The following is a 14,649-nucleotide window of genomic DNA, read 5'->3' on the forward strand; positions in this document are numbered from 1 at the left end:
AGAGTATCTTCACAACCGTCAATTCAAACTTGATTCAGCCGCAGATACTGGCTGCAAATTATTTTTTGCCTTTTTTCTTTGCCGTTGCGGGTGTTGGCGTTGCTTTCACCAGATCATCACCATTGACATAAGCTTTTTTGATTTCATCGGCCAATTTCAGCACCGCCGTGGCATACAGCGTGCTCTTGTTGTAGCGGGTGATGACGTAGAAATTGTTAAAGCCTAAAAAGTGTTGGGTGAAGCCCGGCTCGGTCTCTAGTGTGTAGAGCACTGCAGGTTGCTTGGTGTTGATTTCAGCAATTGGCGCTACGCCTTTGGCAATCAGCTCGTCCACGGTGTAGTGTAGGTTAAATTTATCGGCCACCAACTGGGCGGGGTCGCCATTGAAGTTGACGGCGGTGTAGGTATCTCCGCCATCTTGCCAGCCATGCTGATTCAGATAGTTGGCCACCGAGGCCATGGCATCACCGGGGTTACTCCAGATGTCGTGAAAGCCGTCTTTATCCCAATCCTGTGCGAATTTTCTGAACGAAGTAGGCATAAATTGCGGCCAGCCCATTGCGCCGGCGTAGCTACCTTTAAAGCTCAGTGGGTCTTTTTTCTCTTCGCGCGCCAGCAAAAATAGTTGGGTGAGTTCACCTTGGAAATATTCAGCACGGCGTGGGTAATTAAATGCGATGGTTGATAGTGCATCGACAATCCGGAATGAGCCGGTGTATCGGCCGTAGTTGGTTTCTGCACCAAGGATGGCGAGCAATACCTCAGGGGCGACTTGGTATTTGCGGGTGATATCGCCAATCAAGATCGAATTTTCGCGCCAGAATTTGGCGCCGTTCATAATTCGGGTTTTATTAACGAAATTGGCTTCAAACTCATGCCATGGGCGGCTGGTTGAGGGTTTGTCCAAAATCGTAATAATGTTGCCCTTAAATTCGGCTTGCTGCAGCCAGCCTGCGATTTCCTCGGGCGTAAAGCCGTTATCCATTGCGGTTTTGTTGATGTATTGCTGTACTTCCGGGCGGCTGATTAATTCGTCGTCGGCCAAGACGGCGGTGCTGCTAAGGGTAAGAAGAAGGGCTGCGGCTAGAGTTTTGAAATTCATGGTTCGCTCAGTAGTTGGGGGCGGGTTCGGTGCGTTGGCGCTGAACGGGGTGCAGGTCAGTTGGCCCCTGCACCTGATTATTTAGTCAATTAGATAGGGCCGAGCTCAGCAGCTTGGCGGTAATGTCCACAATCGGTATCACGCGCTCGTAGGCCATGCGCGTCGGGCCAATCACGCCCAGCGTGCCAACGACTTCGCCATTGACTTGATAGGGCGCGGTAATCACTGAGCATTCATCGAGCGGCGCTAGGCCCGACTCACCACCAATGTAAATCTGTACACCTTCGGCATGGTGGCCTTGCTCAAGTAACTGCAATAGGGCGGTTTTTTGTTCAAAAAGTTCAAATAACTGGCGCATGCGCTGCATATCACCGGAAAAATCGTGCAGGCCGAGCAATTGGTGCTCACCGGCAATCACCATATGCTCGCTATTGAGATTGCTGCTGACCGCCACGGCGGCATTCATCAAGCTAGTGAGGTCTTGCTTGACGCGAATCACATCGCTTTGCAGCCAGCCCAGCAGATTACTCAGCGTTTTGCCGGCGCAATGCTCATTTAAAAAATTGGCGGCGTTGATCAGCTCGTTGGGCGCAAAATGGCGCTCTGTTTGCACAATGCGGTTTTGCACGTCGCCATCATTGGTCACCAAAATCAGCAGCACGCGCTTATCGCCCAGCGGCAAAAATTCAATCTGTTTGAGGTGTAGCTCGCTACGCTTGGGGGTCATTACCACGCCGGCAAATTGTGTTAGCTGTGACAATAATTGCGAGGCAGCCAAAATACTGTGCTGCGGATTATCATTGGGCAACGCGTGCTTGGGGCTGATCTGGATTTGCTCCAGCGGCTGTACCGCCAGCAGCGTGTCGACAAACAGCCGGTAGCCTTGTGCTGTTGGGATTCGCCCAGCCGAGGTGTGTGGGCTGGCGACTAGGCCTAAATGTTCTAGGTCGGCCATGACATTGCGGATCGTTGCGCTGCTGACATCCAGCCCCGAAAATTGCGACAAGGCTTTCGAGCCTACCGGCTGGCCGTCGGCGATATAGCGCTCAACCAGAGTTTTGAGCAGGATTTGAGATCGGTCGTTCAGATGCATGGCTTACCTAGGGTCTACGAGGTCGAGCAAAAACGAGCGGAAAATCGACCGCACGGGTCGAAAATAACCAAAAACCGGGTTTTATTCAAATCAACAAAGTTATTGCGCCGTTTTTAACGCCGCAATTGCTGCGTGCTGACCGATTTTCGCGAGATTTTACCTGTTCTTTGGTATATTAGTGTGGCTGTTACCCGATAAATTCAAGCCTTCTACGCCATGCACAGCCTATTCAAAACCATTGCCCTTGTTGGCCGCCTCAATACCCCATCATTGGGCGACCCGCTTCGCCGTCTTGCGGCCTTGCTCGAATCGTGCGATGTAAAAGTGCTGATCGAGGGTAAAATTGCGCAAGAGCATGAAATCAGCGCCTATCAATGCGTAGAGCGCGATCATATCGGCAAGCTGGCCGACTTGGTAATTGTGCTAGGTGGTGACGGTACCATGCTGTCAGTCGCTCGTTTATTGGCTCCCTATCGCATACCTCTAATGGGTATCAATCAGGGGCGTTTGGGCTTTATGACTGATATTCCATTGCATGAGATGGAGAAAGCAGTACCTAATATTCTGGCAGGTCAGTTTGTGCCCGAAGAGCGCATCTTGCTTGAGGCCAGCATTTTGCGTGAAGGCAAAACGATTAATACCTCGCTGGCGTTCAACGACGTGGTATTTAGCCGCGGCTCGATTGGTTCGATGATTGAGTTCGAGATTTTTGTCGATAGCCAGTTTGTTTACAGTCAGCGCTCGGATGGCCTAGTCGTCTCAACGCCAACCGGCTCAACCGCCTATGCGCTCGCCTCCGGTGGCCCGATTTTGCACCCGTCGCTACCGGCGATTACCTTGGTGCCCATTTGCCCGCAATCACTGTCGAATCGCCCGATTGTGGTATCCGAAAACGCCCAAGTTGAATTCCTACTCACCCGCGGCCAAGACGCGCGGGTGTATTTCGACAATCAATCCGATTTTGAATTGCAGGAAATGGATAAAGTGCTAATCCGCCGCTACACCAATTCGCTGCGGATTCTGCATCCGCATGGGTATAGCTATTACGATATGCTCAGAGCCAAACTGCGTTGGGGTGAAAAGTTGCTTTAGTTTATTTCTGATAATTAGGTATTGGTTGATGAAAATTTTAAAGCAGTTAGAAGTTGTTTTGCTCGTTTTGTTTTTATGCATTGCGAGTAATTTTTTGTTCGCAGGAATTACTATTCACTATTCTGGGCAATTAAAGAGTCTTGAGTCTCGGGATGGTTTAATTTTACGTTCATCTGCATATGCCCATTCAAAAGGATGGCGCGTACAAAAAGTTAATGCAGAATCACTCAAATCTATTGAATCAATCAGTGCTGGATTGCTAAAAAAAATAGAAGGTAGTAATGCTTCAGGCCCATATAAAGGTGTTGTCTTGTACTTTCATGAGATGGGAGAGCCTTTGTATCTAGTTACGGGGGAAAAGTTATTGCTTAGTAATTTTGTCAAAACGCAGTTTGCAGGTGCGGAATCGCATCGTGATGTTATCCAGCTATTTGATGAAATTAAACCTTTCTTTGAAAGTTGCAAGATTTATGATGAAAGCGGATATTTTAATCATAGAAATATGAATGATCTTCAATTTGAAATTGATTCAATAAATAAACAGTTGGAAGTAATAAAGTTAGAGCGTCCAGACGCTGTAGGCCCGGTCAAACTAAGTTCTGGCAGAATCGCTGACGTAATAAGCAACAAATAATACATACTGCATGTGTCTTTATAGTTCCCGAGTGGCATGTTGCTTGCGATAAAGATGAGGCTCAATTATAGTGAACGTTCGTTCTTATTGAGGCGTGCCGTTCCATGCTGTCTGCTCTGCATTTACGCGATTTTGTCATTGTTCGTGAACTTGATCTGGATTTTGCCAACGGGCTAACAGTACTGACTGGTGAAACTGGCGCGGGTAAGTCGATCATTATTGATGCGCTCGGTTTGCTGCTTGGTGAGCGCGCTGATGCGGGGGTGGTGCGCCATGGTTGTGAGCGAGCTGAATTGTCGGCCGAGTTTGGCACCAGCAATTTGCCGCAAGTGGCGGCGTGGCTGGCCGAGCAGGGCTTTAGCGATGAGGGCGATCAATTGCTGATTCGCCGCATTATCGATGCCAGCGGCAAATCGCGCTCATTCATCAACGGCAGCCCAGCCACGCTGACGCAGCTCAAAGCTGTCGGTGAATGGCTGGTTGATATTCATGGCCAGCACGCGCATCAATCACTATTGCGCCACGACGCGCAACGCGAATTGGTCGATGCCTACGCAGGCGCGACCAATCTGGCGCGTGATGTGGCAAAGCATTATCAACACTGGCATAGCCTCGCGAATGAGTTGCAATCGGCCGAGCAAAACGCCGACCGATTTGAAGCGGAGCGCGAGCGCCTGCAGTGGCAAATTGATGAAATTGGCGGTTTGGCGATTGCGGCGGATGAATGGCCGGAATTGCAGGCCGAGCATAAACGCTTGCACCACGCCGCCAGCTTGATTGAAGGCGTGCAAAGCGGTCTGGACGCGCTTTCAGACGGCGATGACAATTGCCAGAGCTGGCTGGCCACCGTGGCACATCGACTCAGCCAGCTCGCACAATACGATCCGGCAATTAATGAAACGCTGGAATTACTCGCTGGTGCTGAAGCGCAACTTTCTGAGTCGGTATCCAGTTTGCGTCATTATGCCGATAAACTCGAACTAGATCCCGATCGTTTGGCCGACGTCGAGGCGCGGATGGATGCGCTGTATCGTGCGGGGCGCAAATACCGTGTTGATCCTTCCATGCTGGTCGAGCAATTGGCCGAATGGCAAGCGCGCTTGGCCGAATTGGGCGGCGAGGAAGGGCTGGATGCGCTGCGCAAACAGGTCGCGCAGGCAGAAAGCCAGTTCCGCAAACACGCGGAAACTTTATCCAAGCAACGCGCGAAAGCCGCCAAAACTTTATCCAAACTCGTTTCCGAGCAAATGCAAACGCTGGCGCTGTCGGGGAGCCGCTGCGAAGTGGTGTTAATCGAGCAAACCCAGCCGGCTGCGTTTGGGTTAGAGCAAATCGAATTACAAACCGCCAATCATCCCGCATCACCGTTGCGCCCTATGGCAAAAGTAGCTTCCGGTGGCGAATTGTCACGCATTAGCTTGGCGTTGCAAGTGGTAACCAGCCAAGTAGCGAATGTGCCGACGCTGATCTTTGACGAGGTCGATGTCGGTATTGGTGGGCGCGTTGCTGAGATTGTCGGGCGACTATTGTCTGAGCTGGGCCAAAGCCGTCAGGTACTTTGTATTACACATTTACCGCAAGTCGCCGCCTGCGGCGCGCAGCATTTGCAAGTAGCGAAAGCGCAAGCCAAAGATGGCGTGCATAGCAGCATTGCGCAACTAAGCCATGAGCAGCGCATCGAAGAAATCGCGCGGATGTTGGGTGGGTTAGAGATCACCGACACCACACGACAGCACGCGGCGGAGATGCTGGCTTAAAGGCCGAGTACCAAACCAGCAATACTCGTTCGATTTGGCCTTGAGCGGAAACTCTTGGCTGATTTCTTCTCTTTCGCGCTATGATTTCGGACTTGGTTGAGCTGGATATACCCGATGGGCGAAATTGAATACATGCAGGCTGCGCTGGCCGAGGCGGCCAAGGCGGCGGAGCTGGGCGAAGTGCCCGTTGGCGCAGTGGTCGTTCATCAGGGGCAAATCATCGCCCGTGCGCATAATCAGCCGATTGCGACACACGACCCGAGTGCGCATGCTGAAATGCTGGCGATTCGTGCTGCCGCCCAGCAGCTGGGTAATTACCGCCTTAGCGATTGCGAGCTGTATGTCACGCTCGAGCCTTGCATCATGTGTGCTGGGGCGATTTTACATTCGCGCCTTAAACGTGTGGTGTACGCGACGCAGGATACCAAAACGGGCGCTGCGGGTAGTGTGATCAACCCATTTGCCGAGCCCAAACTCAATCACCACACGCACATCGAATCTGGCCTGTGCCAGCCTGAGGCTAGTGCTTTGCTGAGCGATTTTTTTGCCCAGCGCCGAGCTGCTCATAAAAAAGCCAGCCGAGATATTCAAATTGCGGGTTTGAATAATCTGCGCGATCTGGGCGGGCTGAAAACCGCCGATGGGCGCACGGTAAAAACAGGAATGGTGTTTCGCTCCGAGCAATGGTTTGGCTTGCCTGAGTCAAGCTTGCAAGCCGCGCAGGCATTGCAGCTGCGCAGCGTGTGGGATTTTCGCTCCTATGGTGAGCAAGTGCGCCATCCAGATCCGCACCTGCCTGGCGCGGAAAACTACTGGCTGGATGTGCTCGCCGATACCGAGCAAACCCTGGCCTTCGATGTCGCCCAAATGCTCGAGCGCCCCGATTTGCTGCAGCAACATCTGGGTAATGGCGCTGCCGAGCAGATGATGCTGGCGCTGTACCGCGATCTGGTAGCCAGCCCGACAGCACAGCAGGTATACGCCCACTGGCTAAATACTATCTGCTCTACAGAGCAATACCCCTTGTTGATTCACTGCACGGCAGGCAAAGACCGCACCGGCTGGGCATCCGTTTTGCTGCTCAGTATTCTGGGTGTGCCGCACGAGGCCATTTTGCGTGATTATCTGAGTAGCCACGATAAGGTGATTGCCAAATACCAGCCGCTGATCGATCGTTGTGTTGCGGCCGGTGGTGATCTTGCGATTTTGCATGCGATTTTTGGCGTGCAAGCGTCATACCTGAAAGCCGCGCTGCATGAGGTGAAAAAGCAGGCGGGCACAATGCCGCGCTATCTGACAGAAGTTCTTAAAATTAGTTTTGAGCAACAGCATAAACTGAAATCAATCTTGCTGGCTTAGTTATTATTGCCATTAATCAGTTACTTAGCGTTGTTTTAGCTATGTGGTGCATTTGCAATCCCTAGTATGAAAAAAATTTATACCTAGGAGATCATTATGCGCACAAGTTTGATTCTTACCTCTGCGCTATGGTTAGCCAGCCCAAGCTGGGCTGATCTGCTCGATGATAGCGCGCAGCACACCAATAATCTGGCCGCAAGACAGGATAGTAGCCAAGTGGCCGACACGCTTGCCAGTAACTACAGTCAGCTGGCAGGCAGCAAGCAAAATGCTACAGCTTTGGTGAACGGCTTGCGTACGGGGCAGGCTATTACCTTAAGCAATGCCGCTGGACAAACCACAACGCTGGCCGCCTCTGGCAAATCAATGGGCTGGGGCGGGGTTAATGTCACCATATCCCTAGCTCAGGCAAATTTACAAAAAGCTGGCATCAGTAACCCAACTGCATCTGAGCTGGTTCTAGCTGTTTCAAACATATCGGATTTGCGCTCATCGGGCATGGGCTGGGGGCAGATTGCTAACTCGCTAGGTCTCAATCTTGGGTCGGTTGTCGCTAAAAGTCGTGCAAATGAGCAAGCGCTAGAGCAGCGTGGCCGCAGCAGTAAAGCCAAATCTGATGATGATTCCACTTCGCATGCAAAGCACCAAGAAGGTGAAATGCACAAATCTGGTACTGCAGCAGAACACGCAGGCAAAAGCGACGACTCGGCAGGTGCACGATCAGGACAAGATTCTGGTGAAAGTGGTAAAGGAAGTAGCGGCAACAGCGGAAGTAGTGGTAGCGGAGGAAGTAGCGGCAGTGGAGGGAGTAATGGTAGCGGAGGAAGTAGCGGCAGTGGAGGGAGTAGCGGCAGTGGGAGTAGGCAGTGGTAGCGGCAGTGGTGGGAGTAGCGGCAGTGGTGGGAGTAGCGGCAGTGGTGGGAGTAGCGGCAGTGGTGGGAGTAGCGGCAGTGGTGGGAGTAGCGGTAGCGGTGGGGGTAGCAGTGGTAAAGGTGGCGGAAAGTCTTGATGGGGTATTTTAATCTAGATATTTAAATAATTAGTTTTTAAAGCAATACATGGCGGGGTATTAGCTTGCTAAAGTGGATAAAGCCCATAAAGTTGCCGCAATCTGCAGGCGATTAAATTCAGCAGTGCTTAATTGGCAGCTCTCTAGCAGTCTGGCCTCTGGCCAGTAGAGTTCACTATGCTCTGCAAGCTGTAGATAGGGGCTGAAAGCCGTTGTCTGTCCACAGAGTGTGTCAATCACTAGACGCGGCGGGTTTAGCTCCTTTAGCAATACGCTGCGTGGCACGCGCAGCAAGTAGTCAAGCAAAGAGAATAAGCCGGTTAAAAATAGTAGCTCACAGTCGGCCGGCGAAAAGTGCGGTGCCGCGGCAGTTTCCATCAAGCGAGCACGTGTGAGCGCGGTTTCAAGCAATGTTTGATCGAGAGTTTCATGGCCTTTGCAAGAAAACAGCAGCAGAGATAACCACCGATAGAGCCGTTGATTGCCGATGACCGTGATGGCCTGCTCTAAATTACTCATTGGGTGCGGTAGTGCCATAGCCGCAGAGTTGACGTAACGCAGTAGTCTTGCACTTAGCGCCGGGTCTGTTTTTAGTTGTCCTGCAATCTGTTTGGCATCAGCGTTTTGGCGCGTTAATTGCAGTACTTGATTGAGGTGTAGAAAGCTATCCGGAAAGCTCAATTGCTGAGCCTCGGCCCAAGTAAAAATATGCCCACTTACAAAATCCGCACCGAGCTGAAAGCAGGCCTCAGCAGCTTCCCGACTATCAACTTCATTCACCCAGAGCTGTGCATTCGGTGCGATTTGGCGACAGGTGTTGATTTGCTGGCTTAGAACAGCAAAATCAGGTGATTGGATATTTAGCACGATGGCTTGCAACTGCTGGCCGAGCCACGGGTTGCTAAGATGCCAGCGCTTCGCTGTCGCGCCGATATGGAAATGTATGCGTAATTGGGTGAGTAACTGACTCAGTTCGGCGTCAGAAAATGGCACTTCGCCATGTGCAATTACTGTGAATTTGAATGTGAATTGGTGCGCTAATAATAGCGGTAAATTATGCCAGCTCAGCTCGAGCCAGATCTGCGTTTTTAAATCCGAACTATTGAGCAAGCGTTCGATTTCGCACAGCAGTACTTGATCATAACTATGGATGTTTTGATGGGGCTGGTGATTGAGCTCGCGCAGCGTGAGGCTGTAAGCTTCGATGCCCCAGTGCCGATTATAAATAGCACGGCGGCGCAATAAGCCACCCTCGGGGATTTGACTTACTGTAGCAAAGTCAGTCGACTTGGCACTTAAGCCAGTCTTCTCCCCGGGGGATGGAGCAAAACGCAATTGATCAAGTAGCCAGCGCAGCATCAAAGGTCTGAATCATTCAAATAATGCTTCAGCATAGTGACTGATGCGCCGGCAGGGCAAGGTGCAATTTGCTGCGATGCAAAACCGCAGCAAATGCAGGTATCAGCCGTACACGGGCTTAAACAAATCGCTCAAACCTTGGCCCGGTGAAGGCTGACGCATAAACGCCTCGCCCACCAGATAGGTGTGCACATTATGGTTCTTCATCAGCTGCACATCGGCGGCGGTGTGAATGCCGCTTTCGCACACGGCAATACGGCCATCGGCGACGATACGCGGTAGCAGATCAATCGTGGTTTGCAGGCTCACTTCAAACGTGCGCAGATTGCGGTTGTTTACGCCGAGCAGCGGCGTTTTCAGATGCAGCGCAGCGTCAAGTTCTTCGGCGTTATGCACTTCAACCAACACCGCCATGCCTAAGCCGTGCGCTATCGCTTCAAAATCTTGCATCTGCTTCACATCGAGCTCGGCGGCGATTAACAAAATGCAATCGGCTCCCCACGCGCGTGCTTCATAAAACTGATACTCATCGACCATAAAGTCTTTGCGCAGCGCTGGAATGTTACATGCCGCGCGCGCCGTCTTCAGATAATCGGCATGGCCTTGGAAATACTGCACATCGGTCAACACCGACAAGCACGCTGCGCCATTCGCTTCGTAATCGGGCGCAATTTCTGCAGGAATAAATGGATCGCGCATTACGCCTTTGCTCGGGCTGGCCTTTTTGATCTCGGAAATCACCGCTGCCTTGCCCGCAGTGTGTTTGGCACGAATCGCAGCGATAAAATCGCGATGATCAGTATTGGCTTCAGCTTGCGCGCGGATTTCCGCTAGCGGGATTAGTTTTTTTGCAGTAGCCACTTCTTCAAACTTGGTGGCCCAGATTTTTTTTAGGATGTCGGACATATCAATAATCTTTAAAATAAATATGAAATTCGTTCGTCGGCTATTTTGATTTTTCTATTCGCTTTGAGTAAATCTACTACTTTGCTTGAATTTAAATCTTTTTTTCTGCCGCGATAATGTGAAGTGATGAAATTGGATAAAGTCTTCTGAGTTCGTGGGCGCTTTAATTTTCCAATTTTTTTTAGCTGGTCGATTAAGGTATCATAAACGCCGCTAGTTGTGAGTTCCTCGGTTGCTTTACTTCCTGCTGCTTGTGAGGTAGATATTGTAGGAACTGACTTATTACTTTGGCTTGGGAGCGATGCAGTATGAGAGCTTTGTTGCCCTTTCTCTACGGGTACGAGAGCAATTTCCGCTTTAGTATCAACTTCTGTGGTTGATTTTGTAGAGTTTCCAAAGCAACTTCTGCGCTGGCAATCATAACCTAAGCTTTGAATGTGTTTGATTAAAAGGTCGTAGTCAGCATCCTTCGATATTACATGAACTTTTGTTTTTGTATTTAATGATTGTTGTAAAGCGATGAAATAGCCAAGGTAGAAGGACAGGTGGAAATCTAGGCTATTTCTTCCTGAGCCTTCCATTTGAATCCATTGCACAGCAGAGCCTAGCGGCTGGGTTTTTTTGATAATATCGAGGCTGATTTTCGATTGATTTTGCCCTGCAAAAATAACGATCTGATCATGGTTTTTGTTAATCGAGTCGTAGTCAATATTTTGCAGATTTTCAAAGTCGACAAAATATAAATTATCCATATTTGCTCTTCTTTGATTACAAACGCTTGCCATCAAACACTTCAACTTGCAATTGAAGCGGCTCTACACCCTCAAGGCAGCCCACATTGACGCGGTAATATCCAGCTTTGCGCATCGTCTGGTGGAAAGGATAAATCCCACACACTTTGCAGAAATAGTGCTTCGCCACGCCAGTGCCAAATTGGTACACGCTCAATTGATCCTCACCCGATTCAATGACCAAATCATCTGGCGAATAAATATGCGGCGTCATCAGCGCGCCTTTGCGCTGGCAGATTGAGCAATTGCAGCGCACGCCTGAGGTGATCTCAGGCGAAACAATGCGAAATTTCACTGCGCCGCAATGGCAGCTGCCATGGTAGGTTTTCATGCTTGCGCCAAGCCTTGGGTAAATTGGATGAGAGCGTCGAGCTTGGCTTTGGCCGCGCCGCTGGACAGTGCTTCATGCGCAGCGTTGATGCCGTCTTCCAGCGTCACCGCCAAGTTTGCGGCGTAGATCGCAGCTCCGGCGTTCAGCAGCACGATGTCGCGGCAAGGGCCAGTGAGGCTGCCGTTCAAAATGCCTTCGATAATGGCTTTGGATTCAGCCGCATTGCTGGCGTGCAGTGTTTTAATGTCGGCCAATTCAAAACCCAATTCACGTGGATCGAATTCGTATTCGATGATTTCGCCGTCTTTGAGTTCGGCAATCATCGTCGGCGTGCTGATCGAGATTTCGTCCATGCCATCTTTGCCATGTACGATCAGTATATGCTTGGAGCCCAATTGCTTTAAGACTCGTGCTTGTATACCTACCAGATCGGGGTGGAAAACACCCATTACTTGGTTGTCAGCTCCGGCGGGGTTGGTGAGTGGCCCAAGGATATTGAAAATCGTGCGCACGCCCAGCTCTTTACGAACAGGGGCAACGTATTTCATCGCGCTGTGATGATTCGGCGCGAACATAAAACCAAGGCCGACTTCGTCGATACACTGGCCAACCTGTTCGGCGCTGAGGTTTAGATTCACGCCAAATGCTTCGAGTACATCGGCCGAGCCAGAGCTCGATGACACTGAGCGACCGCCGTGTTTCGCCACTTTCGCGCCCGCTGCGGCGGCGACAAAAGCCGAGCAGGTTGAAATATTAAACGTGTGAGCGCCATCGCCGCCTGTGCCGCAAGTATCAACGAGGTGGCTGCGATCTTGCACGGCGACTTTGGTCGAAAATTCGCGCATCACGGTTGCGGCTGCGGCAATTTCGGAAACACTTTCAACTTTGGTGCGCAAGCCCATGAGCAGCGCAGCAGTTTGCGCCTGCGTCATTTCGCCCGACATAATCTGGCGCATCAGGTGCAGCATTTCGTCGTAAAACAACTCGTTATTGTCGATCAGGCGGTTGAGTGCGGCTTGAATAGTAATCATCGTAATTCCTTGTTTTATCTCAGGTCGTAAAGAAGCCGACCTAGGGTCGGCTTGGTGCTGGCTTTACGCCCATTCTTTTAGGAAGTTCTCGAGCATCTTGTGCCCGTGCTCGGTCAGGATCGATTCGGGGTGAAATTGCACGCCCTCGATCGCCAGTGTTTTGTGGCGCACGCCCATGATTTCGCCGTCTTCAGTCCACGCGGTGACTTCAAGGCAATCAGGTAGCGATTCGCGCTCGATCGCCAACGAGTGATAACGCGTTACCGTAACAGGGGAGGGTATGTCTTTGAACATCCCGACATCATTATGGATAACAGGCGATACCTTGCCATGCATCAGCGTTTTGGCGTGGATAATCTTGCCGCCAAAGGCTTCGCCAATGGATTGATGCCCCAAGCACACGCCCATAATCGGCAACTTGCCAGCGAAATGCTTAATCGCTGGCACCGAAATACCCGCTTCTAGTGGTGAGCAGGGGCCGGGTGAAATCACCAGATATTTAGGCTTCATCGCCTCGATTTGCTCGATGCTGATTTCGTCGTTGCGATGCACATGCACGTCTTGGCCGAGTTCGCCAAAATACTGCACGAGGTTGTAAGTAAAACTATCGTAGTTGTCGATCATTAAAAGCATGGCTAATTCCTTTTGGCGAGTCGGCTTAGGCGTCGAGGCCTTGGCTGGCAAGTTCGGCGGCGCGCAGTACGGCGCGGGCTTTGTTCAGCGTTTCTTGCCACTCGCTTTGCGGTACTGAATCGGCAACGATGCCGGCACCGGCTTGCATAAACAGGGTTTGATTTTTAACTACGGCGGTACGCAGCGCGATGGCGACGTCCATATCGCCGTTAAAGCCTAAGTAACCCACTGCACCCGAATACACACCACGTTTCGTTGGTTCGAGTTCGTCGATGATTTCCATTGCGCGCACTTTCGGCGCGCCTGAAACGGTACCCGCCGGGAAGGTGGCTTTCAGAACGTCGATGGCGGTTTGCTTAGGCTTGAGTTTGCCCTCTACGCTGGAAACAATGTGCATCACGTGCGAATAGCGCTCAACGACCATTTTGTCGACGAGTTTAACCGAGCCAGTTTGCGCTACGCGGCCTGCATCATTTCGGCCAAGGTCGATCAACATTACGTGCTCGGCAATTTCTTTTTCATCGGCGAGCAACTCGGTTTCGAGCGCGAGATCTTCGGCACGATCTTTACCGCGTGGGCGCGTACCAGCGATTGGGCGCACGGTAACAGTGTCGTCTTCGAGGCGGACCAAGATTTCGGGTGAAGCACCGACAATATGCATATCGCCAAAGTCGTAATAGAACATATACGGCGATGGATTGATGCTGCGCAGCGAGCGATACAGCGACATCGGCGAGGCGGCAAATGGCGCGCTCATGCGTTGTGCGAGTACCACCTGCATCACATCGCCGTCTTTAATGTATTCCTTGGCTTTCAGTACCGCGTCTTTGAATGGCTGTTCGCCAAATTCGGAAACTGGCGTGCCGTGTGCGGCAACGGGTAGCGAGAACGGGATTTGTGCTGGCTCGCGTAGTTTCATTCGCAGCTCAAGCAAGCGTGCTTCGGCCACATCGAAAGCATTGTCATTGGCCGGATCAGCATAAACAACGAGATACAGCTTGCCTGATAAATTGTCGACTACGACGATTTCTTCTGACAATAAAAGTTGAATATCAGGCGCGCCGATTGGGTCGGGTTTGTTGCATTCGGCCAGTTTACGCTCGATATAGCGTATGGTTTCGTAGCCAAAATAGCCAACCAGTCCACCCATAAAGCGCGGCAGGCCTTTGCTTGGTGGCGCTTTAAAACGAGCTTGGTAGGCTTCAATGTAATCAAGCGGATTGCCATCATGCGTTTCGATCACTTGATCATCATGGATCAGCTCAGTGCGAGTACCACAGACTTTGATGCGGGTACGGGCTGGCAGGCCAATGAATGAGTAGCGGCCAAAACGCTCGCCACCCACGACAGATTCAAGCAGATACGAATAAGGGCGATTAGCGAGCTTCAAATAAACCGATAGCGGGGTATCAAGATCAGCAAAAAGCTCGGAAATCAAAGGAATGCGGTTGTAGCCTTGCGCTGCAAGGTCTGCAAATTCGGTACGGGAAATCATGGTAACTCCGGGTTTGGATAATAGAAGAGCGTGTGGACGCGATTTCAGCGACGCCAT

The 14,649-nt window shown here is 51.1% G+C and carries 14 protein-coding genes; 5 read left to right on the forward strand and 9 right to left on the reverse strand.

All coding sequences use genetic code 11. The features are described 5' to 3' along the window. Positions 1–58 precede the first annotated feature (58 nt). Both mltB and hrcA read right to left on the reverse strand, forming a co-directional pair. Entirely contained in the window at positions 59–1,102 is a 1,044-nt protein-coding gene (gene mltB / locus HZU75_RS15245) for a lytic murein transglycosylase B (RefSeq protein ID WP_180306841.1), read from the reverse strand. 85 nt (positions 1,103–1,187) lie between these two features. Next, the gene (gene hrcA / locus HZU75_RS15250) at positions 1,188–2,195 is read right to left on the reverse strand and encodes a heat-inducible transcriptional repressor HrcA (RefSeq protein WP_180306842.1); all 1,008 of its coding nucleotides are present in this window, start codon (positions 2,193–2,195) and stop codon (positions 1,188–1,190) included. A 216-nt stretch (positions 2,196–2,411) separates the two neighbouring features. Here hrcA and HZU75_RS15255 point away from each other — a divergent pair, with 216 nt between their 5' ends. From HZU75_RS15255 to HZU75_RS15275, 5 genes are all read left to right on the forward strand, one after another. Further along, positions 2,412–3,287, forward strand: a complete 876-nt coding sequence (locus HZU75_RS15255; protein ID WP_180306843.1) for an NAD kinase — start codon at positions 2,412–2,414, stop codon at positions 3,285–3,287. 28 nt (positions 3,288–3,315) lie between these two features. Continuing rightward, positions 3,316–3,921, forward strand: coding sequence for a hypothetical protein (locus HZU75_RS15260; RefSeq protein ID WP_180306844.1), 606 nt, complete (start codon positions 3,316–3,318; stop codon positions 3,919–3,921). Between the two features lie 104 nt (positions 3,922–4,025). Beyond that, positions 4,026–5,678 carry a DNA repair protein RecN gene (gene recN / locus HZU75_RS15265; protein WP_180306845.1) on the forward strand — a complete coding sequence of 551 codons (1,653 nt, stop codon included), beginning with the start codon at positions 4,026–4,028 and terminating at the stop codon, positions 5,676–5,678. A 114-nt stretch (positions 5,679–5,792) separates the two neighbouring features. Then, the gene (tadA, locus tag HZU75_RS15270; protein ID WP_180306846.1) at positions 5,793–7,037 is read left to right on the forward strand and encodes a tRNA adenosine(34) deaminase TadA; all 1,245 of its coding nucleotides are present in this window, start codon (positions 5,793–5,795) and stop codon (positions 7,035–7,037) included. Positions 7,038–7,133: 96 nt separating this feature from the next. Beyond that, positions 7,134–7,910, forward strand: a complete 777-nt coding sequence (locus HZU75_RS15275; protein WP_180306847.1) for a hypothetical protein — start codon at positions 7,134–7,136, stop codon at positions 7,908–7,910. A 196-nt stretch (positions 7,911–8,106) separates the two neighbouring features. Here HZU75_RS15275 and HZU75_RS15280 read toward each other — a convergent pair whose 3' ends face one another. From HZU75_RS15280 to trpE, 7 genes are all read right to left on the reverse strand, one after another. Beyond that, a complete protein-coding gene (locus HZU75_RS15280) occupies positions 8,107–9,405 on the reverse strand; it encodes an EAL and HDOD domain-containing protein (protein WP_180306848.1) in 1,299 nt (432 codons plus the stop codon). A 102-nt stretch (positions 9,406–9,507) separates the two neighbouring features. Then, positions 9,508–10,311, reverse strand: a complete 804-nt coding sequence (trpC, locus tag HZU75_RS15285; RefSeq protein WP_180306849.1) for an indole-3-glycerol phosphate synthase TrpC — start codon at positions 10,309–10,311, stop codon at positions 9,508–9,510. Between the two features lie 11 nt (positions 10,312–10,322). Then, positions 10,323–11,063, reverse strand: a complete 741-nt coding sequence (locus HZU75_RS15290) for a PIN domain-containing protein (protein WP_180306850.1) — start codon at positions 11,061–11,063, stop codon at positions 10,323–10,325. A gap of 16 nt (positions 11,064–11,079) precedes the next feature. Further along, a complete protein-coding gene (locus tag HZU75_RS15295) occupies positions 11,080–11,433 on the reverse strand; it encodes a GFA family protein (RefSeq protein WP_180306851.1) in 354 nt (117 codons plus the stop codon). Beyond that, positions 11,430–12,464 carry an anthranilate phosphoribosyltransferase gene (gene trpD / locus HZU75_RS15300; RefSeq protein WP_228028096.1) on the reverse strand — a complete coding sequence of 345 codons (1,035 nt, stop codon included), beginning with the start codon at positions 12,462–12,464 and terminating at the stop codon, positions 11,430–11,432. The genes HZU75_RS15295 and trpD overlap by 4 nt, the downstream gene beginning before the upstream one ends. 63 nt (positions 12,465–12,527) lie before the next feature. Beyond that, a complete protein-coding gene (locus HZU75_RS15305; RefSeq protein WP_180306852.1) occupies positions 12,528–13,097 on the reverse strand; it encodes an aminodeoxychorismate/anthranilate synthase component II in 570 nt (189 codons plus the stop codon). Between the two features lie 25 nt (positions 13,098–13,122). Next, the gene (gene trpE / locus HZU75_RS15310; protein ID WP_180306853.1) at positions 13,123–14,592 is read right to left on the reverse strand and encodes an anthranilate synthase component I; all 1,470 of its coding nucleotides are present in this window, start codon (positions 14,590–14,592) and stop codon (positions 13,123–13,125) included. Positions 14,593–14,649: the final 57 nt, after the last annotated feature.

Origin of the sequence: Chitinibacter fontanus (assembly GCF_013423785.1) — a bacterium.
Taxonomy (GTDB): Bacteria; Pseudomonadota; Gammaproteobacteria; order Burkholderiales; family Chitinibacteraceae; genus Chitinibacter; species Chitinibacter fontanus.

Bases quoted from the DNA above. Each gene is read 5' to 3' on its own strand.
- HZU75_RS15260 (WP_180306844.1), top strand. From the start codon at position 3,316: ATGAAAATTTTAAAGCAGTTAGAAGTTGTTTTGCTCGTTTTGTTTTTA.
- HZU75_RS15295 (WP_180306851.1), bottom strand. From the start codon at position 11,433: ATGAAAACCTACCATGGCAGCTGCCATTGCGGCGCAGTGAAATTTCGC.
- mltB (WP_180306841.1), bottom strand. From the start codon at position 1,102: ATGAATTTCAAAACTCTAGCCGCAGCCCTTCTTCTTACCCTTAGCAGC.
- HZU75_RS15290 (WP_180306850.1), bottom strand. From the start codon at position 11,063: ATGGATAATTTATATTTTGTCGACTTTGAAAATCTGCAAAATATTGAC.
- trpE (WP_180306853.1), bottom strand. From the start codon at position 14,592: ATGATTTCCCGTACCGAATTTGCAGACCTTGCAGCGCAAGGCTACAAC.
- trpC (WP_180306849.1), bottom strand. From the start codon at position 10,311: ATGTCCGACATCCTAAAAAAAATCTGGGCCACCAAGTTTGAAGAAGTG.
- HZU75_RS15275 (WP_180306847.1), top strand. From the start codon at position 7,134: ATGCGCACAAGTTTGATTCTTACCTCTGCGCTATGGTTAGCCAGCCCA.
- recN (WP_180306845.1), top strand. From the start codon at position 4,026: ATGCTGTCTGCTCTGCATTTACGCGATTTTGTCATTGTTCGTGAACTT.
- HZU75_RS15280 (WP_180306848.1), bottom strand. From the start codon at position 9,405: ATGCTGCGCTGGCTACTTGATCAATTGCGTTTTGCTCCATCCCCCGGG.
- HZU75_RS15305 (WP_180306852.1), bottom strand. From the start codon at position 13,097: ATGCTTTTAATGATCGACAACTACGATAGTTTTACTTACAACCTCGTG.
- tadA (WP_180306846.1), top strand. From the start codon at position 5,793: ATGGGCGAAATTGAATACATGCAGGCTGCGCTGGCCGAGGCGGCCAAG.
- hrcA (WP_180306842.1), bottom strand. From the start codon at position 2,195: ATGCATCTGAACGACCGATCTCAAATCCTGCTCAAAACTCTGGTTGAG.
- HZU75_RS15255 (WP_180306843.1), top strand. From the start codon at position 2,412: ATGCACAGCCTATTCAAAACCATTGCCCTTGTTGGCCGCCTCAATACC.
- trpD (WP_228028096.1), bottom strand. From the start codon at position 12,464: ATGATTACTATTCAAGCCGCACTCAACCGCCTGATCGACAATAACGAG.